The following is a 22619-nucleotide window of genomic DNA, read 5'->3' on the forward strand; positions in this document are numbered from 1 at the left end:
ATCACGACCTTTCTATCTTCTATTCTATAGAAAGCTTGTGAAAAAATCAACTAATTTGATGAACAAAATATTATTATACTAATAAATATAGATAAAATAATAGAAATAAGCAAAATTCTTAGAATTTCGCTTATTGGGGTGTTTTTTCAAAAATATCTCTTTCAACTAAACTATCCATCAAGAAATAGAATTTTTGCTGAATAATATGGTGTTTTTCTGATTTGAAGATATTAACCAATCTTAAACCAGACTTGTCCGTAATATTGATTTTAACTCCGCTTAGATCTTTATTGATGATAATCTTAAGCAAGAATCCATCGCCACTATTGGGAACAGCTTCGAGTAAACGAGAAAGCTCGTAATTACCAACTTTTGTTTCAGCAAATGTATTGTCCCGTAAGGTAAATTTCTTAACATTTGGATGGAGTGAGTAGGTGAAGTCGCAGTTTGCTAAGCTAACAGAAGTTTGAAAAGCCATCTTATCCTCCTAGTATTTCTTTTAGTTTTTGGCTGAATAGTTTGATTTCTTGGATGCTAGTTTGATCTGATACACTGATGCGAATGGATTCTTTTAGGCGCTCAGAGTTAGAGCCATATAAGGCTTGAAGGACATGGCTGGGCTGAACAGCACCAGCTGTACAAGCAGAGCCGGTCGAGATTGAAAAGCCATTAAGGTCCATTTGAAGCAAGATAAGATCATTCTTTTGGCTTGGAAATCCAATATTGACAACATAAGGCAGGCTAGGCTGACTTTCGTTTAAGTAGTAGTCTATATCCGTTAGGTTGTCCAGTAAAGTATCTTTTAACTGCTGGGCATGCTCAAGATTTTCCTCTAAGTGGGCAACATTTTCAGAAAGGGCAGTTGCCATCCCGACAATAGAAACGAGGTTTTCTGTACCCGCTCGATGTTTGTTTTCTTGATCGCCGCCATGCATGAAATTATCAAAATCCATCTGGTCAGCATAGAGAAATCCAACTCCTTTTGGACCGTGGAATTTGTGGGCTGATGCACTCAGGAAATTGATTCCCCATTCTTCAGGATAGACAGGGAGCTTTCCGACCGCTTGGACTGCGTCAACGTGAAAAGCAGCAGGATGATCCTTTAGTAATTCACCAATTTCTTGAATCGGCAAAATATAGCCTGTTTCATTATTGACAGCCATTACTGAGACAAGGATAGTATCTGGTCTGAGAGCATTCTTGATATCTTCAGTTCGGATTTGCCCATCCACTGGCTGAATGATAGTCGCTTCAAAACCGAAGTTCTCCACCAAGTATTCAACAGGCTCTAAAACAGCATGGTGTTCAATGGCCGTAGTGATAATATGCTTGCCTTGATTCTGATGGCGTAGGGCATATCCCTTGATTGCAGTGTTATTACTTTCAGTAGCACCTGAGGTGAAGAGGATATTTTTGCTCTGTGTGTGTAGAACTTTAGCAATATCTTCGCGAGCTTGTCGGAGCAGTTTTTTAGCTTCTCGACCGTGGCTGTGGGTACTGGATGGATTGCCGAAGACTGTCATTGCCTGAGTCATGGACTTAATCGCAGCAGGCGATAAGGCAGTCGTAGCAGCATTATCTAAATAAATCACAAATTTATCCCTTATTTCTTTTGAAAAGCAAAAAGTGGGCTGACTGGTTTTCTTTCTTGAATACGCACGATAGCATCGCCAATCAACTCGCTGGCTGTGATGTAGTGAACATTCTTCGGAGTCTTTTCTTTGGTATCAACAGAGTCAGTCACCAAGATTTCTCGGATAGGAACACTGTCTAGTAAGTCTGCAGCTTCATCTGCAAATAAACCATGGCTTGAGACAGCATAGATTTCGACAGCTCCTTCACGTTCAACGATTTTAGCAGCTTCTGAGAAGGTACGACCGGTATTCAAGATATCGTCAATCAAAATCGCTTTTTTACCTTCAACTTCACCGATGATATAGCCTTCAGAGCGTCCTGCTTCATCTTCACCGTAGTCGATGATGGCGATTGGAGCATCGAGATATTCTGCCAAGCTACGAGCGCGTTTCACGCCAGAATTTTTCGGGCTAACGACGACAACATCCTCGCCAGTTAATCCCATATTGCAATAATGCTCAGCAAACAATGGAATAGTGAAGAGATTATCGACAGGAATATCAAAGAAGCCTTGTACTTGGACAGCGTGAAGGTCAAGTGAGATAACTCTGTCTACGCCAGCTCCAACCAGCATATTGGCAACGAGTTTTGCAGTGATTGGCTCGCGAGGAGCAGCTGTCCGATCTTGGCGAGCATAACCAAAATAAGGCATAACCACAGTTACGGTATTGGCACTTGCTCGTTTACAAGCATCAACCATAATCAATAACTCCATCAAGTGATTGTTGACTGGGAAGCTGGTAGACTGGATGATATAGATATCATAGCCACGAACACTCTCCTCAATGTTAATCTGAATCTCGCCATCAGAAAATTGGCGGGAAGAAAGCTTGCCTAAAGGTACTCCGGCAGCTTCAGCAATCTTCTCAGCAATTGAGTGATTGGAATTGAGGGAGAAAAGCTTCATATTTTTTTTGTCTGACATTAGAATGACCATCCTCTTTTTGTCTCTTTAGATTTATAAATATTATTTTACCAAAAAAATGAGATTATTTCAGCATTTTTACAAGTTTTCGGCAAATCTGGCAATCTTACTTTTACCAGGCTTATATTGGATTTGATTTTCGTTTAAAAAGTCTTTGAACTTTTGCTCCCCCTCTTCAATATCATTGATTTCTAATTCTAGTTCGAAATCTTTTTTACCAAAGTAACGACTTTCGTCTAAGGCAAAAAGGCCGATTGCATCTTGTTTTTCATAGCGAATATTTTCAAGGGTTCCGAGTATTGTCAGTTTGTCAACGGGGATTTTTTTCTCTTGGAGTTTGTCTAGGATTTCTCCCTGAGGAAATTGCAAATTTTCTGTAATTTTCTTAAATTCATCTTTGGACAAGGCTTGGTTATACTCGAAATTTCCGAGTTTTTGAGGAATTTTCAGAGTGAACTCAGCAGCGTCAGGAGTGGTTCGGACTCGCAGAGCCATACGAGCTTCACGGAGAGCAAAGTCAGCCGAATCAATATAATAGTTGACTTGGAAAATTGGCTGGACATGATCAAAGAAGGTCAGAAGTCGTTTGTGTTCGTCTTCTGTTAACATTGTTTTGTATTCTATTTCTAAATGGTTCATTTTTAAATCCTTTTCTTTATCTGAAAGCGATTTTATGTTATAATAACAACTGTGTTTATTTTATACAAAAAACGAATAGATGACAAGGTATGTATATGACAATAGATTGGGAAGATTTTCTGGATCCATATATTCAGGCAGTTGGTGAGTTGAAAATCAAGCTTCGTGGCATTCGCAAACAGTATCGCAAACAGCAACGCCATTCACCAATTGAGTTTGTAACAGGTCGCGTAAAGCATATTGAAAGCATCAAGGAGAAAATGGAACTTCGGGGGATTACCGAGGAAAACTTAGCCCAAGAGATGCAGGATATTGCTGGTTTGCGTGTCATGGTTCAATTTGTAGACGATGTGGATGAAGTTTTAGAAGTTTTGCGAAATCGGACAGACATGCGTATCGTCCAGGAACGTGATTACATTAAAAACAAAAAAGCCAGTGGTTATCGTAGCTACCATGCCATCGTTGAATATCCGGTAGATACGATTAACGGAAACAAAGTTATCTTAGCAGAAATTCAGATTCGTACCTTGTCCATGAACTTTTGGGCAACGATTGAGCACTCTTTAAACTATAAGTATAAAGGAGAATTTCCAGAGGAAATCAAACGGCGCTTGGAGACAACAGCTAATCTCGCCTATCAGCTAGATGAAGAGATGGGAGCCATTCGCGATGCCATCCAAGAAGCACAAGCACTCTTTGATCCTCTGCACCGCAAGCTAAATGACGGTGTTGGAAATAGTGACGATACAGATGAAGAATACAGGTAAAAAAATAGCGATAATCCGCAATCGCAAAAGGCAGAGTGAGGAAGTTTTTCAAACTCTGATGCAAAAATTGCGGAAAGCAGGCTTTATCCTGACACCCAAAAATCCAGATATCGTGATTTCTGTCGGTGGTGATGGGATGCTACTATCAGCCTTTCACAAATATGAAGAGCAGCTGGATAAGGTGCGCTTTGTTGGTGTCCATACAGGACATTTGGGTTTTTATACGGACTATCGAGACTTTGAAATCGACAAATTAGTGGAAAATCTGAAATTGGACACAGGTGCCAAGGTCTCTTATCCGATTTTAAATGTCAAGCTGACCTTTGAAAACGGGGAAACTCGGACGATTCGTGCGCTCAATGAAGCAACGATTAAACGTTCCGACAGAACCATGGTAGTTGATGTGGTCATCAATAATGTCCATTTTGAGCGTTTTAGAGGCGATGGGATTTCTGTCTCAACGCCTACTGGAAGCACAGCCTACAATAAATCATTGGGAGGAGCTGTTCTACATCCAACGATTGAAGCCTTGCAGATGACAGAGATTGCTAGCCTCAACAATCGTGTTTATCGTACTTTAGGTTCCTCAGTTATCGTTCCTAAAAAAGATAAGATTGAGCTGCTGCCGACACGCAATGATTACTATACCATAGCGGTCGATAATCAAACGTTTTCTTATAAAAATATTGTCCGTATCGAGTACCAAATCGATAATCATAAGATTAACTTTGTAGCTTCGCCTAGCCATACCAGCTTTTGGAATCGCGTGAGAGACTCCTTTATCGAGGAGTGCCAAGAATGAGATTTGAATTTATTGCGGATGAGCATGTCAAAGTCAAAACATTTTTGAAAAAGCATGAAATTTCAAAAGCCCTTTTGGCCAAAGTGAAGTTTGCAGGTGGAAATATTCTTGTCAATAATCAGCCTCAAAACGCTATTTATTTGCTGGATATTGGCGATAAGGTGACAGTAGATATCCCTTCTGAGAAGGGATTTGAAAGCCTAGAAGCAGTGGATCGTGATCTGTCGATCGTGTATGAAGATGAGCACTTTCTAGTTTTAGATAAACCTGCCGGAGTAGCTAGTATCCCTAGTGTCAACCATTCGAATACGATGGCAAACTTTGTTAAGGCTTACTATATTCGGCAAGATTATGAAAATCAGCAGGTTCACATTGTGACGAGATTGGATCGCGATACTAGTGGACTCATGCTCTTTGCAAAACATGGCTATGCTCATGCAAGACTGGATAAGCAACTGCAGAAAAAAATGATTGAAAAGCGCTATTACGCGCTCGTTCAGGGGAGCTGTGAGCTTAAATCAGAGGGTGATATTATTGCACCAATTGGGCGCGATCCTGATAGCATCATCACCAGATGTGTGACAAAGGATGGCAAGTATGCTCATACCAGCTACAAGGTTGTGGAGCAGTTTGGCAATATCTATTTGGTAGATATTCGTCTGCACACTGGACGAACCCATCAAATTCGTGTGCACTTTGCCCATCTTGGCTTCCCACTCCTTGGAGATGATCTCTATGGCGGGACTTTGGAAGCGGGAATTAACCGTCAGGCCTTGCATTGTCACTCTTTATCTTTTTATAATCCATTTTTGGAAAAGCAGCTTCAATTGGAATCCCAGTTGCCGATTGATTTCCAGAATACTATTACATTGTTAATAAAAAATACTTAAAATTTTAAAGGAGAAACTCATGGAAGTTTTTGAAAGTCTCAAAGCCAACCTGGTTGGTAAAAATGTACGCATCGTTCTCCCTGAAGGGAAAGAACCTCGTATCCTTCAAGCGACAAAACGTTTGGTTAAAGAAACAGATGTCATCCCAGTATTGCTTGGTAAACCTGAAAAAATTAAAATCTACCTTGAAATCGAAGGGATCACTGAAGGTTACGAAGTTATCGACCCTGACCACTACGCTAAGTTTGACGAAATGGTTGCTGCGCTCGTTGAACGTCGTAACGGTAAGATAACAGAAGAAGAAGCTACTAGACTCTTGAGTGAAGACGTTAACTACTTTGGTGTTATGCTAGTTTATATGGGCTTGGTTGACGGTATGGTTTCAGGTGCACTTCACTCAACTGCTGCAACTGTTCGCCCAGCACTTCAAATCATTAAAACTCGTCCGAATGTTACTCGTACTTCAGGTGCCTTCTTGATGACTCGTGGTTCAGAACGTTATCTTTTCGGAGACTGTGCGATCAACATTAATCCAGATGCAGATGACTTAGCTGAAATTGCTATCAACTCAGCAATTACTGCAAAAATGTTTGGTATTGAACCAAAAATTGCAATGTTGAGTTACTCAAGTAAAGGATCTGGTATCGGTGAAAACGTTGATAAAGTAGTAGCAGCTACTAAACGTGCACGTGAACTACGCCCAGACCTTGAAATTGATGGAGAATTGCAATTTGACGCTGCCTTCCACCCTGAAACAGCAGCTTTGAAAGCTCCAGGAAGTAAAGTGGCTGGACAAGCAACAGTATTTATCTTCCCAAGTATCGAAGCTGGAAATATTGGTTACAAGATTGCAGAACGTCTTGGTGGTTTCTCAGCTGTAGGACCTGTTTTACAAGGTTTGAACAAGCCAGTTAATGACCTTTCTCGTGGATGTAGCTCAGATGATGTTTATAATCTTACTCTCATCACTGCAGAACAAGCAATTTATCAATAAGATTTAGTCCTCTTTCCCATGGGAAGAGGCTTTTTAGTACTGAGAAAAGGACAGCTATAAGCTTCTATGTTATACTAGATATATGTTAGATTTGAAAAAATACGGTATCGTCATGTGGCCGGAGGAGAAGATCATTTCTTTTCGTGAGAAACTCCTCAACTGGTATGATGAAAACAAGCGAAATCTACCTTGGCGGAGAAGTAAAAATCCTTATCACATCTGGGTATCTGAAATCATGCTCCAGCAAACCAGGGTGGATACAGTTATTCCATACTACAAACGATTCTTGGACTGGTTTCCAACTGTTGAAAGTCTGGCGAATGCCCCTGAAGAGCGTCTGCTGAAGGCTTGGGAAGGTTTGGGTTATTATTCTCGAGTACGCAATATGCAAGTTGCTGCTCAGCAGATTATGACTGACTTTGAAGGGACATTTCCAAACACTTACGAAGAAATTTCTAGTTTGAAAGGGATTGGCCCCTATACTGCGGGTGCAATTTCCAGTATCGCTTTTAATTTACCCGAGCCTGCGGTGGATGGCAATGTCATGCGGGTGCTGAGTCGCTTGTTTGAAGTTGATTTAGATATTGGGCAACCAAGCAATCGTAAGGTCTTTCAGGCTATGATGGAGATTCTGATTGATCCAGATAGACCCGGAGATTTCAATCAAGCACTGATGGATCTGGGGTCAGATATCGAATCTCCTGTTAATCCTCATCCAGAAGATAGTCCAGTAAAAGAGTTCAGTGCAGCTTATTTGCACGGAACCATGGATAAATATCCCATTAAAGCACCTAAAAAGAAGCCAGTTCCGGTCTATCTTCAAGGCTTGATTATCGAAAATGAGCAAGGACAATTCTTGCTTGAAAAAAATGAGGCTGCTGGCTTGTTATCTGGTTTTTGGCATTTTCCATTGATTGAAGTCGAGGAATTTCAAATTGAAAATCAGATCTCTCTATTTGAAGTGGCTGAAAATCAGCCCAGTCTGGATCTGTCTCCTCAAGAAAGCTTTGAGCAGGATTATGATTTGACTGTCGATTGGCAGCAGCAGTCCTTTCCAAAGGTGCAACATGTATTCAGTCATCGCAAGTGGCATATCCAGCTGGCTTATGGCCGAGTTAAAGATAGTCAGCACGCAGCTGAGGGAGAGGTCTTGTGGCTACATCCAGAAGAATTTGCCAAGTACCCTTTTGCCAAACCTCAGCAGAAGATGTGGGAGGCTTTTGGGAACGTAAAATATGGAAACTAAAGTTAAATAGTCTGTTGAACTTGATTAAATTTACGAAGAATAGGAAATCATTGAAATATGTCCCATACCCCTAGTCCTCCAGATAAAACTTTTATTGGACGCCGTAGCAGACTTGCTGGTGTCATTTATTTTATATTAGGAGCTTTGAATTTCTTACATTGCCTTCTTTATTTTCAGTGGATATTTTCCCCAACTGCGAGAACTGACTTCATCATTATTCTAATTTTTATAGGTTTAAATATTTATTTTTTGACTCGCGAGTTCATCTATAAATGCTTCCATTGGTGTGGCTATCATGCCTTACCTGAGTTAGCTAAGTTCGGGAGCGGACGCTATTCCTTTCACTTGCCTGTCTTCGAAAGACATACCGAAAACTATAAAGTCTATTACAGTAAAAGATCAAAGAAACATCAATTTCTTTTCTTTGTGAGCTATATTTTATATGTGAATTTAATTTTAGTAGTTCTTTTGCTCTTCTCATGTGCATACTGGGCTATGTTCATTGAGAGTTCCTCGAAATTTCAAGATTGGCATGCTTTTCTATTTATCTTTTTACTAATCATCCTGTATATCTGTATTGAAGCTTTATTTAAAAAATATAAACATTGGTTTAAAAATTATTTTAAACTAGATGATAGAATAGTAGAACACGGCTTTCCGATATATACTTTGAAAGAAAAATAAAAGACAAACAATATAGTTTGTCTTTTTCGCTTTTAAAATAACTTATAGTCCTTCTCGCTCTGTAAGGAGAGAGGCTAATAAACTAGCCTTTAGATGGATATTCGTGCTTAAATCCCAGCAAAAGCTTTAATTTCATCTGCAGTCATAGAAGAATCACAACGAACAGAGACTTGGCCGTCTTGAACATGAACAAAACCAGGGACTGTCGGAATGCTGTATTCAGAGCGGAAGGCTTGCAGTTTCTCTAATTCGCTGGCTTCTTCGCTATTGATAAAGAAAATATGCGCCTTGGTATCAGCGACAACGCCAGCAAGAGTAGCTGCGAATTTACGACAGTAAGGGCAAGTTTTACGACCAACGAAGAAAGTTGCTGTCTCTTTGTCAGCAATCGCTTGACGAGCTCGGTCAACAGTTGTGACTTCCAAGTCTTTAATATTTTGAGCAAATTGTTCCATAAATAATCCTCATTTCTTTTGATAAAACTAGTATGCCATAAAGTTCTTAAAATTGCTTAGATTTGATACGAAAAAAAGATGAGATTGCTTGGTCTCATCTTTTATAGGTCTTTATTTTACAAAAGCATTGATTTCCGCTTCGATATTTGCAATCTTAGCTTGTGAATCTTCGTTGCTTTCACCCACAACGGCAATGTAGAACTTGATTTTTGGTTCTGTTCCGGATGGACGGACAGCAATCCATGAACCATCAGCCAAGGTGTATTTCAGCACATCGCTTGGAGGAGTCGTAAGAGCTGTAACAGTACCATCTGCAGCAGTAGCAGTTTGAGCCTTAAAGTCTTCTACGACAGTAATAGCTGTTTGGTTCCATTCTTTCGGACCATTGTCACGGAATTTAGCCATGATAGCCTTGATTTGCTCAGCACCGTCAACACCAGACAAGGTTACAGAGATAGTCTTTTCAGCAAAGTAACCGTACTCTTTGTAGATTTCTTCAATACCGTCAGCCAGAGTCAAGCCACGTGAGCGATAGTAGGCAGCAAGCTCAGCCACGACCAAAACAGCTTGGATTGCATCTTTATCACGTACGAATGGTTTGATCAAGTAACCAAAGCTTTCTTCAAACCCCATCATGTAAGTGTGGTTGTGTTTTTCTTCAAATTCTTGAATCTTTTCAGCGATAAATTTGAAACCAGTCAAGACATTGAACATGGTTGCGCCATAACTTTCAGCAATCTTAGTCACCAAGTCAGTAGAAACGATAGACTTGCAGAGAGCTGCGTTAGCTGGCAGAGTTCCAGCACTCTTATGAGCTTCCAAGATGTATTTAGCCATGATAGCCCCGATTTGGTTACCTGAAAGGTTGAGGTAGCTGCCGTCTTTTTGAAGAACTTCAACACCGACACGGTCAGCATCTGGGTCAGTTGCAACCAAGACATCTGCACCAACCTTGCGGCCTAATTCTTCAGCTAAGGCAAAGGCTGCTTGGCTTTCAGGGTTTGGAGACTTAACAGTAGAGAAGTCTGGATCAGCTACAGCCTGAGCTTCAACGACTTCAACAGAATCAAATCCAGCTTGAGCCAAAGCACGACGAGCCAGCATTTCACCAGTACCGTGCAGTGGAGTATAGACAATCTTCATGTCCTTGCCGTATTCATCAATTAGTTTTTGATTGATATTGACATCCTTAACTTCCTTGAGGTATTCAGCATCAACAGCATCGCCAATCACTTCAATCAAGCCAGAAGCTTTTTCAGCTTCCACATCAGCAACCTCGATAGCAAAAGGATTTTCAATCGCACGGATGTAGTCTGTCAATGCATCGGCATCATGCGGAGGCATTTGTCCGCCGTCTTCACCATATACCTTGTAGCCGTTAAATGGAGCAGGGTTGTGGCTGGCTGTAATCATGATACCAGCAAAGGTTCCTAAATGACGTACCGCAAATGAAAGTTCTGGAGTTGGGCGCAGACTTTCAAAGACATAGGACTTGATGCCATGTTTAGCCAAGACTGCAGCAGATTCAAAGGCAAATTCTGGTGAAAAATGACGAGAGTCATAAGCAATCGCAACACCGCGTTTTTTGAACTCATCTCCTTTTTCTTCAATCAAGCGAGCCAAACCCTCAGTTGCCTGACGGACAACATAAATATTAATACGGTTGGTACCAGCGCCAATTAAACCACGCATACCAGCAGTACCAAACTCAAGATTGGTGTAAAAGGCATCTTCCTTAGTTTTTTCGTCCATACCTTCTAACTCTTTCCGAAGGTAGTCAGGAAGTTCAGCGAAGTCAAGCCATTTTTTGAAGTTTTCTTGATAGGTCATAGATGGAGTCTCCTTTATATTTAAGATAGAAAATCACCGCGTCTTTAAGGATAAGCCGCAAGATTTTCTTGTTTGTTTAATCGCTTTCATTGTAACATATTTTCATATTTTTTGAAAGTACTGACCTAAAAAATAATGAAATCCTTTGAAAAAGTGAATAAAAATAGAGTAAAAAAATAATCACTTAAGTGATTATTTTTTTAGTTTTTCAAGTGCTGGAACGATTGCAACTGTAAGGAGAGCGGATATAATCATTTCTGAGATTGAATTGGCTGATAAAACCAGTGCAAGCATGGCTCTGATGTCTCCATTGTAAACAGATGAAAATAGAATGAAAATTCCTCCGAGAACGAAAATGGTGTTAGTCATTGAGCCCACGGCACCAGCTAAAACTAAACCTGGCTTGTTTTTCATCCATTTGTAGACAAAATACGGAGTGATTCCGATTAGAATACGTGGAACCATAGCGATCATCAATGAATTGATACTACCGTTTTCTACAAAAGGACTGAAGAGGTAGCTAGTTGGCAGTAGGACAACGGTGTTGGTCACCACACTGATTACCCCCATCAGAGCTCCAAGAACAGCTCCAATTCGCGGTCCGTAGATAATACTAGCGATAATGACTGGAATATGAATAATGGTCGGTTTAATCGGAACCGGTAGTAGGTTGAAAATAACAGAGCTCAGCAGATGGAGCACTAACATAATAGCAAAAAAGATAGCAATTTGCGCGATACTAGATTGTTTTCTCATTTATAATTTCCTTTACTTTTTCTATAATAATATTGACATCAGCTAGAGCGCCAGTCCCATGATCTCCGCAAGCTAGAACAGCTTCACGCGGTTCGATAATCTCCCAGCCAAATTTTTTTAATCTTTCCAAATTGTGCTGAGTTAGGGGATTTTCATGCATCTTGGTATTCATGGCTGGTGCGATGGCTTTTTTGACATGAGACGGGAGAGCAAGGGCTGTAGCGGTTACCATATTATCCGCTAGACCATTAGCCAGTTTGGCGATGGTATTAGCCGTTGCGGGAGCGACTAAGAAAAGATTTGTTTCTTTGCCGATCTCAATATGGTTGACCTTGTCTGGCCTCGGCTCGTACATAAGGTCAAGGGAAACAGGATTCTTTGATAAAACCTGTAAGGTCAGAGGGGTGATAAAGTGACTGGCAGCTTCCGTCATGAGAACAGACACACTGTAGCCTAGTTTCCCCAACTGGCTCGTAATATCTGCTGCTTTATAGGCCGAAATACTGCCCGTGACAGCGAGAGTAACATGGGTCATGAACTGTCTCCTTTCTGGATATGGCTTAACAATTGTTCAGCAATTTCTTCCTTGGAGAAAGCTTCAGTGACAGTATTTGCACCAAGGAGGTAGGCGTGGTGTTGCCCGCTTGAAATCTCCGTTAAATCATTGGCTACAATTAGTTCTGCTTGATTTTTTTCAAGGCTTGCTTTAGCAGCGGCAAGTAAGTCTTCTTTAGAAACGCCTACTAAGAGCTTAAAGCCGATCAATCGAATATTGGGATTCCATTCCTTGACTTTACCGATGATTTTAGGATTTTTCTTGAGGAAAAGAACCTGATAATCATCAGCAGATGAAATCTTACTTTCAGAATTGCTCTTTTCCAGAAACTCTGTCAAATCTGAACTGGCAAGAACCTCCTCAAATCCTGCCATATACACTGGTTTGTAGTCAGAAACAGCCATTGAATGAATAAGCACATCATGAGATGGTACCAGCTCTTTCATGGCTGTCAGGAGCTGCTCTGTATCTTCGATAATCTTAATCGTTAGTTTTTCATGCGGTGCAGGTTTAACAGCTTTCGACGTGGTTAGCAGTGTCACATAGGCACCATTGGCTAAACAATGCTCAGCTATCATTTTTCCAAGTTGACCTGTCGAATGATTGGTGATCGAGCGAACTTGGTCGATTTTTTCACTCGTTCCGCCAGAAGTAATCAATATGTTCATAGCTTTATTCTACAAGAAAAAATGAATTTAGTAAAATAAAATTAACTTAATACTCAATTTAGCCAAACTTATTTTTTTACTAGAAAAGATGCATCATGCAAAAATATTTAAAGTAATTACCGAACATTATGTTGTTATTGGAGTTCAAATGTGCAGTTTTGTATCATATTTGTTATAATAGTTTTATCAAATTAGAGGAGTTCCTTAATGAAAACAGATATCGAAATTGCTCAGAGTGTTGAATTACAGCCCATTGTGGATGTGGTAAAAAAGATTGGCATTGATTATGACGACTTGGAGCTGTACGGAAAGTACAAGGCCAAACTCAGTTTTGACAAAATTCGTGAAGTAGCGAAAAATCCTGTCGGCAAGCTGATCTTGGTAACAGCAATCAATCCAACGCCAGCAGGAGAAGGTAAGTCTACCATTACCATTGGATTAGCTGATGCACTCAACAAAATTGGCAAGAAAACGATGATTGCCATTCGCGAACCGTCCTTGGGACCAGTGATGGGGATCAAAGGAGGAGCAGCTGGTGGCGGTCACGCGCAAGTCCTACCGATGGAAGATATTAACTTACATTTTACTGGTGACATGCACGCCATTACGACTGCTAATAATGCCTTGTCTGCTCTCATTGACAATCATCTTCATCAGGGAAATGCTCTGGGAATCGATCAACGTCGCATTATCTGGAAACGGGTGGTTGACCTGAATGACCGGGCCCTTCGCCATGTAACGATTGGATTAGGAAGTCCAGTTAACGGTATTCCACGCGAAGATGGTTTTGATATCACAGTCGCTTCTGAAATTATGGCGATTCTTTGCTTGGCTACGGATATTGAAGATTTGAAAAGGCGTTTGGCCAATATCGTTATTGGCTATCGCTATGATCGTACACCTGTCTATGTCCGTGACCTTGAGGTAGAAGGAGCCTTGGCATTAGTCTTGAAAGATGCAATTAAGCCAAATCTGGTACAGACCATTTATGGAACACCAGCCTTTGTTCATGGTGGACCTTTTGCCAATATCGCTCATGGTTGTAACTCTGTTTTGGCGACTAGCACAGCGCTGCGCTTGGCTGATTATACAGTAACTGAAGCAGGGTTTGGTGCTGACCTTGGTGCTGAGAAATTCCTCGATATCAAGACTCCGAACTTACCAACTTCTCCAGATGCAGTCGTGATTGTGGCAACCTTGCGTGCGCTCAAGATGAATGGTGGCGTGGCTAAGGATGCCCTTACAGAAGAAAATGTAGAAGCGGTCAGAGCTGGTTTTGACAATCTCAAACGTCACGTTGAAAATATCCGTAAGTTCGGTATTCCAGCAGTCGTAGCTATCAATGAATTTGTCTCTGATACAGAAGCTGAAATTGCTACGCTTAAGGAACTCTGTGCAGAAATCGGGGTACCTGTTGAGCTTGCTAGTGTCTGGGCTGATGGTGCTGAAGGCGGTGTGGCTCTAGCTGAGACTGTTGTCAAAACCATTGACGAAAGTCCAGCACACTACACTCGTCTCTATGACAATGACTCAACTATCGAAGAGAAGATCGAGAAAATTGTCACTGAAATCTATCGCGGTTCAAAAGTAAACTTTGAGAAAAAAGCACAGACTCAGATTCGGGAAATTGTCAAGAATGGCTGGGACAAGCTGCCAATCTGTATGGCCAAAACACAGTATAGTTTTTCAGACAATCCTGCTGCTTTGGGTGCGCCAGAAAACTTTGAAATTACCATTCGTGAATTGGTACCAAAACTTGGGGCAGGCTTTATCGTGGCTTTGACAGGAGATGTCATGACCATGCCAGGCCTACCAAAACGTCCTGCAGCACTCAATATGGATGTGGCAGCCGATGGTACAGCGATTGGTCTGTTCTAATTGAATTTAATATATAAGAAGAGGTTGGGTTGAACAGAGTCTGACCTCTCTTTTTTAGACTTAAATTCCAGATATTTTGATATAATAAAGCCATATTCCCATCACCTAGTTTTTGCTCATAGGAGGATGAACATTGAAAAAAAGAAATCTCAAACAGGAATTAATTTCTTTGGCCTCAGGGGAATCGATAAGTGTCGTGTTGTTCTGTATCGTGTATGTTCTGTATACGAAACCAGAGACTCGATTTGCTACATCCAGCGCCGTCCTTTATTTTCCACTGTTAATTCTTAATCTGATATTGGTTCAAGGTTCCCTCTATTGGCTTAACTGTTTAAGACGAATCCAAAAGAAGAAGGCCCTGAAAACTCAACTGCTTGCACCTCTTTATAAAGGGTTAAAAGCGCTGGATTTTATGATGCTGCTTGCATATATACCGATTTGGATCTGGTCTTTTAGAGTGAGTAGTAGCAGTAATATCATTATTGGAGTTTTACTTTGGTTGTTTGCCATCATTGAATTTGTAAATTATTTTTACTATCGCTTGTCTTACTATACAATGGGTGGCCTAGGACTGCAAGTGATGAGGCCTCTCAAGTTATTATTGACGGGAAAAGCAGCCAAATCGCAAATTGCAAAAGAAATTTCCTTATACGAAAAAAATATGGAGCATAAATGATGAAAAAGAAATACCTATTAATAGCTCTTTTGAGTATTGGTCTTTTGACCTTGACCGGTTGTCAGGCCGTTGAAAATTGGTTCAAAAATGCCAAAGAGGAATGGATTGGTTTAGAGATGACAGTTCGGACCTACGATGAAAATTCTCAACTCATCGACAAGATGTCGGGCAAGTCCCTATCCATCTCGCGTAACGAGGAGTTTGATTCAGTTGATGCGGAAGGAAATTCCAAGGAAGATTCTTCTGTGCTCAAAATAACCTTGGGTAAGTATGAGATTGACCATGTGGGCTCTTCCTTGATTGCAGAAGAAAAGGGCTTGAAAGATGTCTTTGCTCAATATCAAAAGACTGCAGATGTTGAGGAGAATAGTCATGCAGTCCCTGTTTTAAATCGTATGATTTCTGCTTTCAAAAACGACTTTAACGGCAAGAAGAAGGTCATTCTGATTCGCTCTCAAAACGGGACTCCGTTGGCTGCCTATGCTGGCGACCGTGTTTCTCTAGATAAATCCGATGCTCCCAAAACCTCTGAGTTGCTGATTGACGGCAAGCGCCTCGTGATTTATCGCTGTGACTACACTATTTACGACCGTGAATTGCTGGAGTAAGCTATGGATGTAGAGGAATTACTTGAAAATCTGAAAGCTGTAGCTAACCCTGACGATGCGGCGGCTATGAAAGCCTATATGAAAAATAAATTTGAGTTTCTAGGAGTTAAGACTCCAGCTAGGAGGAAACTCGCAAAGGCTTTTTTCAAACAGCAGACTGACTCTGTTATTGACTGGAATTTTATAAATGAAGCTTGGAATAATCCTTATCGAGAACTACAGTATGCCGCGCTAGATTATCTGGAAATTCGCAAGAAGCTCTTGACCCCATCTGATTTGCCACATTTGAAAAAGTTAGCCCAGACAAAATCTTGGTGGGATACTATTGACTTTTTAGATCGTTTGGTTGGATCAATTATTGCTCGATTCCCAGAAACAAAAGAGATTATTTTAACTTGGAGTCGTGACGAGGATATCTGGCTACGGCGCCTGGCTATTGACCATCAGTTGCTGCGAAAAGAGAAAACAGACACAGAGCTCTTGGAGAAAATTTTAGTGAATAATCTAGGCCGAACAGAATTCTTTATTAACAAGGCCATCGGCTGGGCGCTGAGAGATTATTCCAAAACCAATCCAGACTGGGTCAGAGCTTTTATCGAACGGCATCAGACAGAAATGGCTGCACTTAGTATTCGAGAGGGAAGTAAGTATCTGTGATGGTTTTACTAATCTTTATAGCTTGACATTTTCTACGCTATAGCTTATGATAGATAGGTGCGATGAGTCGATATGCAGATTTTCTGCAAATTGAAGCATGGGAGGTCGTAACGCAGGAGCGGACCTTGATCAGTTGTGTGAACCTGCTGATCACACGAAAGTGCCCCTATCCCCAGTCTACGGATTGGGGATTTTTCTATGTCTCTTAGATTGGCGAGACCATTGGTCGAAGCTGATCCTAGAGACATTGATACTGAGACGGTCGACGTCGTGAGTGCTATTGCTCTTGACGAAGTCAAGTCTTAGAGCAGTGGATACAGTTTGGTTCTCATGGACAAAACTGTAAACCTTGGTAGTTCGCTTAGAGAGGCAATATTCTTAGTCGCAGCCGAGCTTAGAAGACATTGATATTGAGGAGGTCAGCATTGTGAGAGCTGCATATTTCAACAAAATAAGGACATAATCCTTTAGAAATATTTGCATTTTTCCTTAAAAATAGTATAATACTAGAATATACAAAATTTTTAGAAAATTCAGAGGTGGATTGTATGGGATATACAGTTGCTGTAGTTGGTGCCACTGGTGCTGTTGGCGCTCAAATGATTAAAATGCTGGAAGAATCAACACTTCCAATTGACAAGATTCGTTATTTGGCTTCTGCTCGTTCAGCTGGTAAGGTTCTTCAGTTCAAGGGACAAGATGTCACTATCGAAGAAACAACAGAAACTGCCTTTGAAGGTGTAGATATCGCTCTTTTCTCAGCTGGTGGCTCTACTTCAGCAAAATATGCTCCGTATGCAGTTAAAGCTGGTGCAGTCGTAGTGGACAATACCTCATATTTCCGCCAAAATCCTGATGTGCCTCTAGTTGTTCCAGAAGTCAACGCTCATGCACTAGATCAGCATAAAGGGATTATCGCCTGCCCTAACTGTTCAACAATCCAAATGATGGTGGCCTTGGAGCCAGTCCGTCAGCAATGGGGCTTGGATCGTATCATTGTTTCTACCTATCAAGCGGTTTCTGGTGCCGGTATGGGAGCTATTCTTGAAACGCAACGTGAGCTTCGCGAAGTTTTGAATGATGGTGTGAATCCTCGTGATTTGCATGCGGAAATCTTGCCTTCAGGTGGTGACAAGAAACACTATCCTATCGCTTTTAATGCTCTTCCACAAATCGATGTCTTCACTGACAATGATTACACATACGAAGAGATGAAGATGACTAAGGAAACTAAGAAAATCATGGAAGATGACAGCATTGCAGTATCTGCAACATGTGTGCGTATTCCCGTCTTGTCAGCTCACTCTGAGTCTGTTTACATCGAAACAAAAGAAGTAGCACCAATTGAAGAAGTGAAAGCAGCTATTGCAGCCTTTCCAGGTGCAGTTCTTGAGGATGATGTAGCTCACCAAGTCTATCCGCAAGCCATCAATGCAGTTGGTTCACGCGATACTTTTGTAGGTCGTATTCGTAAAGACTTGGATGCAGAAAAAGGAATCCATATGTGGGTCGTTTCAGACAACCTTCTCAAAGGTGCTGCTTGGAATTCTGTCCAAATTGCTGAAACTCTTCATGAGCGTGGTTTGGTCCGTCCGACGGAAGAAGTTGTTTTTGAATTAAAATAAACTGTCTGAAAATACGTGACAGGTCGAGGATTGAATTTCTGTCATTCAATCCTCTTTTCATACAAAGAGAGGTAAGTTTATGGCATACGCAGATTTAAAGAATTGTAAAATCATCACAGCTTTCATTACGCCTTTTCATGAAGATGGCTCCATCAATTTTGAAGCCATTCCAGACTTGATTGAGCATCTTTTGGCTCACCATACGGATGGGATTTTGCTGGCTGGGACAACTGCAGAGAGTCCAACCCTGACCCACGATGAAGAGTTGGAATTATTTGCAGCTGTTCAAAAAGTTGTCAAGGGTCGCGTTCCTTTGATAGCTGGTGTTGGTACTAATGAAACGCGCGACTCCATCGAATTTGTCAAAGAAGTAGATGCATTTGGTGGTTTTGCGGCTGGTTTGGCCATTGTTCCCTATTACAATAAACCGTCTCAAGAAGGCATGTATCAGCATTTTAAAGCCATTGCGGATGCTTCAAACCTGCCGATCATTATCTATAATATCCCAGGACGGGTAGTAGTTGAGATGACGCCTGAGACCATGCTGAGACTGGCAGAACACCCAAATATTATCGGCGTGAAGGAATGTACCAGTCTGGCTAATATGGCCTATCTGATTGAACATCGTCCAGAGGAGTTCCTGATTTACACTGGTGAGGATGGTGATGCCTTTCATGCTATGAATCTGGGGGCTGATGGTGTTATTTCTGTTGCTTCTCACACAAACGGTGATGAAATGTTTGAAATGTTGGATGCTATTGAGCACAATGACATCAAAAAAGCAGCAGCTATCCAACGGAAATTTATCCCTAAGGTCAATGCGCTTTTCTCTTACCCAAGCCCAGCTCCAGTCAAAGCTGTGCTTAATTACATGGGATTTGCAGCTGGTCCAACCCGCTTACCGCTTGTTCCAGCTCCTGAGGAAGATGCTAAGCGAATTATCAAGGTCGTGGTTGATGGCGACTATGAAGCGACGAAAGAGACTGTTAAAGGTGTCTTGAGACCAGATTATTGATCGGCAATTTTGGTTTAGAGCTTATATAGATAAGTAAGGTGTGATGAAATAATATGTCAGAAAAGCATAGTCAACGAATCGAGGAGTATAAGGCAAGGCGCAGTCTGGAAAAGCTTGAGGGGAAGAGAGTTTACGACAAGCCAATTATTCGAACTGGTGATAAGGCAAGTTTTTATGGCGCAGGTCTAATTTTGTTAGGGTTTGGTTTGGGGGCTCTTTACCTACTTCTTAACCTTATAACAGATTGGGATTTAAAACTTTTCTCTCTCATCTGGGAAACACTTGCTGGATTAGGGATTGTTGTCAGTCTTTTTGGAGCGTTTAAAATTGGTCGATTAGAGTTACATACTGTGTCAATGATAGCAGACAAAGAGAAGAATTTTGACATTAAAAGGGCTTTTAATCTTTATAATGTCATCCACAAACCAACGAAGAAAGTTTTGCTTCAATACGATAGTGAGGATGATAGTTTGATTTCTCTAAACGCTGGGGGTGATTTATTAGTTGAGCTCCTAAAGAAAGTTGAGGAAGAGAAATTGCCTTTTAATAAGATTAACAAAACTCTGAAATTAGAAGAAGTGTCTGAAAATCATTGGAGAATGCAATATCGTTACAAGAAACAAGACATTGTATTAGAGCAAAGTGATATATAGTATATGTATTATTAGCTTGATCTAAAAGAACTAATATTTATAGTTCTCTAAAAAATATTTCAAAAGGATTGCAGTTGAATGGCGCCTCAAACGTTAGACAACATTCTAAGGATAGAGGCTCGGCTCATCTCTGCAGTCTTTTTCTAAATGTTTCATTCTTTTTGAAAAAAACAAGAAAAAATTGTATAATGATAGTATAAGTTATCGCTTGAGAGGTGATGATAATGCAGGTTCGTAAGGCAAGCAAGGCTGATTGGCAACTCATCCAAAAAATATGTAGAGAAACTTGGCTGACTACCTATAAAGATATTTATTCCTCTTCTTACATAGAGCGAGTGTTTGACATTTTCTATAGCAAGGAACGTTTATATAAGGACTTGACTGAACTTTCTCCTGAGTGGAATGGCTATTGGCTGGCAGCAGTAAATGGGCAAGTGCTTGGTTGTATTGGTGGTGGAATGAGCGAGGACGGTAGAGCCAATGTTTATGTTCTCTACGTCTTGCCGCAGGCTCAACGTTTGGGAGTCGGTCATGAGTTACTGGAGACCTTGACAAGCTATCAAAAGTCACAATATCAGGCAAGAGAACAAGCCGTTACAGTAACTGAAGGAAATGCTATCGGTCTTCCATTTTATGAAAAAGAGGGTTTTGTCTTCGAGTCTGCCACTGAAAATTGGATTGATAGCAGTCAAGTCAGAGATTTACACTATATCAGAAATATATAAATAAAGGAGTATCTTATGAAAGTTATTAAACGCAGTGGGGAAGTCGTTGACTTTGACCCAGATAAAATCTATCAAGCGGTATTAAAAGCAGCTCAAACTGTTTATGTCTTGACAGACGACCTCCGTCAAAATCTAGCCTTGGTCACAAAAAAAGTCGCATTAGATCTGGAAGAAGCCAAGGTTGAGCGTGCCACTATCAGTATGATTCAGTCTATGGTTGAAAACCGTCTCTTGGGAGCAGGCTATATCACTATTGCTGAGCATTATATTTCCTACCGCTTGCAGCGTGATTTGGAGCGTAGTGGTTACGGTGACCATATCGCTGTCCATTTGCATTTTGAGCAAATCCGATAACAATGCTGAAAGGCCCAGATGGGCTTTTTCTTTTTCAAAACTCAATATAAAAATTCAGTTCAAAGTAGATTTCTCTTCAAAATTTGTAACCGTATTCAAAGATTTTTTCCTAGTTTTTATTAGAAAAAGACCTTTCAAAGCCAGTAAAATCAATATGTATAATCTGGACTTATGCTCTTCTTAATCTTTCTTAAGTAGACATCATAACATATTAGATATAAAATGAAAGCGTCAACAAATACTGAGCTACAAAAATGAAAGCGCTCTTATATAAATAAAAACTAGACAAAAGGAGTCAATAAAATGGCAACTAAAGAAGAAATTTTACGTGAACTATACCCTGAGGATCTTTTCCACTATGCCGATGGCTTGACATTGGGAGAAGCGGAAGTATTACAAGAAACTCGTCGTTTGATTGAAAAACATCTTCGTCCAGTCATTAATGAATATTGGGAAGCGCCTGATTTCCCATTTGAAGAATTCTATGCAGTTGCTAAAGGCGCTCAAATCATGAACAACCCTAAATTGTTCGAAGGTCGCGAAGGCAACTACAAACCATCAGAACTTTACATCGCATTCTTGTATTTGGAATTAGGCCGTTTCGATGCGTCTATAGCGACTTTCTTCACAGTTCATGGTGGACTTTGCTACAATACAGTCTTGCTTGGTGGTGACGAGCGTCAACAAAAAGAATTCCTTCCTAAATTAGCTGCATTTGACTGGCAAGGATGTTTCGCTTTGACTGAACCGTTGTCAGGTTCTGACATTGCTGGAGGTCTTGCAACAACAGCTGAGCGTGTTGGCGATAAATGGATCTTGAACGGAGAAAAACGTTGGATCGGTGGATCAGATACAGCTGATGTGGTTCCAGTATTTGCTCGCGACGTTGAAGATGGAAAAGTAAAATGTTTCATCGTTCGTAAAGGCGCTCCTGGATATCATGCAGAACCAATCCCTCACAAAACAGCTCTTCGTTGCGTACGTAATGGACACATTACTATGAAGAACGTTGAGGTTCCAGATTCAGACCGTTTGGTAAACATCAATGGATTTGGCGATGTAGCTCGCATCTTGACATTCACTCGTGCTGACGTTGCTCACATTGCAACTGCTATCACTTGTGGCTCATACGTAGCAGCTCTTAAGTATGCTAAAGATCGTCAACAATTCAAACGTCCAATTGCTGCATTCCAAATCGTACAAGAAAAATTGGCTAGAATGCAAGCTAACGCAGTGGCAGTACTTTCATACTCAGCTCGTATTGCTGAAATGCAAGAAGCAGGTAATGAATTGATGTTGAACTCTGCACTTGCTAAGATGCACAACTCATTGGTAATGCGTGAAACAGTTGCACTTGCACGTGAAACGTGTGGTGGTAACGGAATCACTCTTGAAACTGATGTAGCTCGCTTCTTTGCAGATGCTGAAGCAATCTACACCTATGAAGGTTCTCATGAAGTGAATGCTTTGATCGTAGGCCGTGAAATTACTGGTATTGGAGCATTTGTATAATAATGAATTTGGAACGATTGCTCAGCATTTGCTAGTAATCGTTCCGATTCTTTCTTTTTGAAGTTTATA

Annotated in this window: 24 protein-coding genes; 15 read left to right on the forward strand and 9 right to left on the reverse strand. The window is 40.8% G+C overall.

All coding sequences use genetic code 11. The features are described 5' to 3' along the window. Positions 1 to 130: 130 nt before the first annotated feature. From O3644_RS02340 to O3644_RS02355, 4 genes are all read right to left on the reverse strand, one after another. Positions 131 to 478, reverse strand: a complete 348-nt coding sequence (locus tag O3644_RS02340) for a DUF1831 domain-containing protein (protein WP_125371928.1) — start codon at positions 476 to 478, stop codon at positions 131 to 133. A 1-nt stretch (position 479) separates the two neighbouring features. Beyond that, entirely contained in the window at positions 480 to 1592 is a 1113-nt protein-coding gene (locus tag O3644_RS02345; protein ID WP_371594959.1) for a cysteine desulfurase family protein, read from the reverse strand. An 11-nt stretch (positions 1593 to 1603) separates the two neighbouring features. Continuing rightward, the gene (locus O3644_RS02350; protein WP_081105361.1) at positions 1604 to 2560 is read right to left on the reverse strand and encodes a ribose-phosphate diphosphokinase; all 957 of its coding nucleotides are present in this window, start codon (positions 2558 to 2560) and stop codon (positions 1604 to 1606) included. A gap of 78 nt (positions 2561 to 2638) precedes the next feature. Next, positions 2639 to 3199: a CYTH domain-containing protein gene (locus O3644_RS02355; protein WP_371594960.1), complete on the reverse strand. Its 561-nt coding sequence runs from the start codon at positions 3197 to 3199 to the stop codon at positions 2639 to 2641. A gap of 95 nt (positions 3200 to 3294) precedes the next feature. Here O3644_RS02355 and O3644_RS02360 point away from each other — a divergent pair, with 95 nt between their 5' ends. The 5 genes from O3644_RS02360 (at position 3295) to mutY (ending at position 7898) form a co-directional block, all read left to right on the forward strand. Then, positions 3295 to 3966 carry a GTP pyrophosphokinase family protein gene (locus O3644_RS02360; protein ID WP_371594984.1) on the forward strand — a complete coding sequence of 224 codons (672 nt, stop codon included), beginning with the start codon at positions 3295 to 3297 and terminating at the stop codon, positions 3964 to 3966. Then, a complete protein-coding gene (locus O3644_RS02365) occupies positions 3950 to 4768 on the forward strand; it encodes an NAD kinase (RefSeq protein ID WP_371594961.1) in 819 nt (272 codons plus the stop codon). The genes O3644_RS02360 and O3644_RS02365 overlap by 17 nt, the downstream gene beginning before the upstream one ends. Then, positions 4765 to 5658: an RluA family pseudouridine synthase gene (locus O3644_RS02370; protein WP_371594962.1), complete on the forward strand. Its 894-nt coding sequence runs from the start codon at positions 4765 to 4767 to the stop codon at positions 5656 to 5658. Before O3644_RS02365 ends, O3644_RS02370 begins: the two co-directional genes overlap by 4 nt. Positions 5659 to 5677: 19 nt before the next feature. Next, positions 5678 to 6652 (forward strand): phosphate acetyltransferase, encoded by a 975-nt coding sequence (gene pta / locus O3644_RS02375; protein WP_048764364.1) that lies wholly within the window; start codon positions 5678 to 5680, stop codon positions 6650 to 6652. Between the two features lie 82 nt (positions 6653 to 6734). Further along, positions 6735 to 7898, forward strand: a complete 1164-nt coding sequence (gene mutY, locus O3644_RS02380; protein ID WP_048764366.1) for an A/G-specific adenine glycosylase — start codon at positions 6735 to 6737, stop codon at positions 7896 to 7898. A gap of 791 nt (positions 7899 to 8689) precedes the next feature. Here mutY and O3644_RS02385 read toward each other — a convergent pair. The 5 genes from O3644_RS02385 to O3644_RS02405 form a co-directional block, all read right to left on the reverse strand. After that, positions 8690 to 9037, reverse strand: a complete 348-nt coding sequence (locus O3644_RS02385; protein ID WP_062005312.1) for a PedC/BrcD family bacteriocin maturation disulfide isomerase — start codon at positions 9035 to 9037, stop codon at positions 8690 to 8692. A 111-nt stretch (positions 9038 to 9148) separates the two neighbouring features. Continuing rightward, positions 9149 to 10867 (reverse strand): phospho-sugar mutase, encoded by a 1719-nt coding sequence (locus O3644_RS02390; protein WP_371594963.1) that lies wholly within the window; start codon positions 10865 to 10867, stop codon positions 9149 to 9151. 192 nt (positions 10868 to 11059) lie between these two features. Beyond that, positions 11060 to 11623, reverse strand: a complete 564-nt coding sequence (locus O3644_RS02395) for an ECF transporter S component (RefSeq protein ID WP_125381963.1) — start codon at positions 11621 to 11623, stop codon at positions 11060 to 11062. Next, complete coding sequence (gene coaC, locus O3644_RS02400) at positions 11607 to 12158, reverse strand: phosphopantothenoylcysteine decarboxylase (RefSeq protein WP_048764374.1); 552 nt, start codon at positions 12156 to 12158, stop codon at positions 11607 to 11609. The genes O3644_RS02395 and coaC overlap by 17 nt, the downstream gene beginning before the upstream one ends. Continuing rightward, positions 12155 to 12847 carry a phosphopantothenate--cysteine ligase gene (locus O3644_RS02405; protein WP_048764376.1) on the reverse strand — a complete coding sequence of 231 codons (693 nt, stop codon included), beginning with the start codon at positions 12845 to 12847 and terminating at the stop codon, positions 12155 to 12157. The genes coaC and O3644_RS02405 overlap by 4 nt, the downstream gene beginning before the upstream one ends. Before the next feature lie 207 nt (positions 12848 to 13054). On the opposite strand from O3644_RS02405, the gene O3644_RS02410 reads away from it, so the two are divergent. The 10 genes from O3644_RS02410 to O3644_RS02455 all read left to right on the forward strand — a co-directional run bounded on the left by O3644_RS02410 (position 13055) and on the right by O3644_RS02455 (position 22550). Next, positions 13055 to 14725, forward strand: coding sequence for a formate--tetrahydrofolate ligase (locus tag O3644_RS02410; RefSeq protein WP_371594964.1), 1671 nt, complete (start codon positions 13055 to 13057; stop codon positions 14723 to 14725). A 133-nt stretch (positions 14726 to 14858) separates the two neighbouring features. Then, positions 14859 to 15401 carry a hypothetical protein gene (locus tag O3644_RS02415; RefSeq protein WP_371594965.1) on the forward strand — a complete coding sequence of 181 codons (543 nt, stop codon included), beginning with the start codon at positions 14859 to 14861 and terminating at the stop codon, positions 15399 to 15401. Then, positions 15398 to 16009, forward strand: coding sequence for a DUF5052 family protein (locus O3644_RS02420; protein WP_371594966.1), 612 nt, complete (start codon positions 15398 to 15400; stop codon positions 16007 to 16009). Before O3644_RS02415 ends, O3644_RS02420 begins: the two co-directional genes overlap by 4 nt. A gap of 3 nt (positions 16010 to 16012) precedes the next feature. Then, on the forward strand, positions 16013 to 16666 hold the full coding sequence (locus tag O3644_RS02425; RefSeq protein ID WP_148888994.1) for a DNA alkylation repair protein: 654 nt from the start codon (positions 16013 to 16015) through the stop codon (positions 16664 to 16666). Between the two features lie 548 nt (positions 16667 to 17214). Further along, positions 17215 to 18291, forward strand: a complete 1077-nt coding sequence (locus O3644_RS02430; RefSeq protein ID WP_048764386.1) for an aspartate-semialdehyde dehydrogenase — start codon at positions 17215 to 17217, stop codon at positions 18289 to 18291. A gap of 79 nt (positions 18292 to 18370) precedes the next feature. Then, entirely contained in the window at positions 18371 to 19306 is a 936-nt protein-coding gene (dapA, locus tag O3644_RS02435; protein ID WP_005590358.1) for a 4-hydroxy-tetrahydrodipicolinate synthase, read from the forward strand. A 53-nt stretch (positions 19307 to 19359) separates the two neighbouring features. Further along, entirely contained in the window at positions 19360 to 19959 is a 600-nt protein-coding gene (locus O3644_RS02440; RefSeq protein WP_048764390.1) for a hypothetical protein, read from the forward strand. Positions 19960 to 20183: 224 nt separating this feature from the next. Beyond that, positions 20184 to 20684: a GNAT family N-acetyltransferase gene (locus O3644_RS02445; RefSeq protein WP_048764393.1), complete on the forward strand. Its 501-nt coding sequence runs from the start codon at positions 20184 to 20186 to the stop codon at positions 20682 to 20684. A gap of 15 nt (positions 20685 to 20699) precedes the next feature. Further along, a complete protein-coding gene (locus O3644_RS02450; RefSeq protein ID WP_005590355.1) occupies positions 20700 to 21038 on the forward strand; it encodes an ATP cone domain-containing protein in 339 nt (112 codons plus the stop codon). Between the two features lie 303 nt (positions 21039 to 21341). Next, a complete protein-coding gene (locus O3644_RS02455; RefSeq protein ID WP_005590354.1) occupies positions 21342 to 22550 on the forward strand; it encodes an acyl-CoA dehydrogenase family protein in 1209 nt (402 codons plus the stop codon). Positions 22551 to 22619 lie beyond the last annotated feature (69 nt).

The sequence above is a fragment of the Streptococcus sp. 27098_8_113 genome, assembly GCF_041432545.1.
Lineage (GTDB): Bacteria > Bacillota > Bacilli > Lactobacillales > Streptococcaceae > Streptococcus.

Excerpts from the sequence above, each read along its gene's own strand:
- O3644_RS02425 (WP_148888994.1), top strand. The coding sequence starts at position 16,013 with ATGGATGTAGAGGAATTACTTGAAAATCTGAAAGCTGTAGCTAACCCT.
- O3644_RS02405 (WP_048764376.1), bottom strand. The coding sequence starts at position 12,847 with ATGAACATATTGATTACTTCTGGCGGAACGAGTGAAAAAATCGACCAA.
- dapA (WP_005590358.1), top strand. The coding sequence starts at position 18,371 with ATGGCATACGCAGATTTAAAGAATTGTAAAATCATCACAGCTTTCATT.
- O3644_RS02450 (WP_005590355.1), top strand. The coding sequence starts at position 20,700 with ATGAAAGTTATTAAACGCAGTGGGGAAGTCGTTGACTTTGACCCAGAT.
- mutY (WP_048764366.1), top strand. The coding sequence starts at position 6,735 with ATGTTAGATTTGAAAAAATACGGTATCGTCATGTGGCCGGAGGAGAAG.
- O3644_RS02455 (WP_005590354.1), top strand. The coding sequence starts at position 21,342 with ATGGCAACTAAAGAAGAAATTTTACGTGAACTATACCCTGAGGATCTT.
- O3644_RS02410 (WP_371594964.1), top strand. The coding sequence starts at position 13,055 with ATGAAAACAGATATCGAAATTGCTCAGAGTGTTGAATTACAGCCCATT.
- O3644_RS02355 (WP_371594960.1), bottom strand. The coding sequence starts at position 3,199 with ATGAACCATTTAGAAATAGAATACAAAACAATGTTAACAGAAGACGAA.
- O3644_RS02430 (WP_048764386.1), top strand. The coding sequence starts at position 17,215 with ATGGGATATACAGTTGCTGTAGTTGGTGCCACTGGTGCTGTTGGCGCT.
- O3644_RS02370 (WP_371594962.1), top strand. The coding sequence starts at position 4,765 with ATGAGATTTGAATTTATTGCGGATGAGCATGTCAAAGTCAAAACATTT.
- coaC (WP_048764374.1), bottom strand. The coding sequence starts at position 12,158 with ATGACCCATGTTACTCTCGCTGTCACGGGCAGTATTTCGGCCTATAAA.
- O3644_RS02445 (WP_048764393.1), top strand. The coding sequence starts at position 20,184 with ATGCAGGTTCGTAAGGCAAGCAAGGCTGATTGGCAACTCATCCAAAAA.
- O3644_RS02360 (WP_371594984.1), top strand. The coding sequence starts at position 3,295 with ATGACAATAGATTGGGAAGATTTTCTGGATCCATATATTCAGGCAGTT.
- O3644_RS02420 (WP_371594966.1), top strand. The coding sequence starts at position 15,398 with ATGATGAAAAAGAAATACCTATTAATAGCTCTTTTGAGTATTGGTCTT.
- O3644_RS02440 (WP_048764390.1), top strand. The coding sequence starts at position 19,360 with ATGTCAGAAAAGCATAGTCAACGAATCGAGGAGTATAAGGCAAGGCGC.
- O3644_RS02340 (WP_125371928.1), bottom strand. The coding sequence starts at position 478 with ATGGCTTTTCAAACTTCTGTTAGCTTAGCAAACTGCGACTTCACCTAC.
- O3644_RS02395 (WP_125381963.1), bottom strand. The coding sequence starts at position 11,623 with ATGAGAAAACAATCTAGTATCGCGCAAATTGCTATCTTTTTTGCTATT.
- O3644_RS02390 (WP_371594963.1), bottom strand. The coding sequence starts at position 10,867 with ATGACCTATCAAGAAAACTTCAAAAAATGGCTTGACTTCGCTGAACTT.
- O3644_RS02350 (WP_081105361.1), bottom strand. The coding sequence starts at position 2,560 with ATGTCAGACAAAAAAAATATGAAGCTTTTCTCCCTCAATTCCAATCAC.
- O3644_RS02385 (WP_062005312.1), bottom strand. The coding sequence starts at position 9,037 with ATGGAACAATTTGCTCAAAATATTAAAGACTTGGAAGTCACAACTGTT.
- O3644_RS02365 (WP_371594961.1), top strand. The coding sequence starts at position 3,950 with ATGAAGAATACAGGTAAAAAAATAGCGATAATCCGCAATCGCAAAAGG.
- pta (WP_048764364.1), top strand. The coding sequence starts at position 5,678 with ATGGAAGTTTTTGAAAGTCTCAAAGCCAACCTGGTTGGTAAAAATGTA.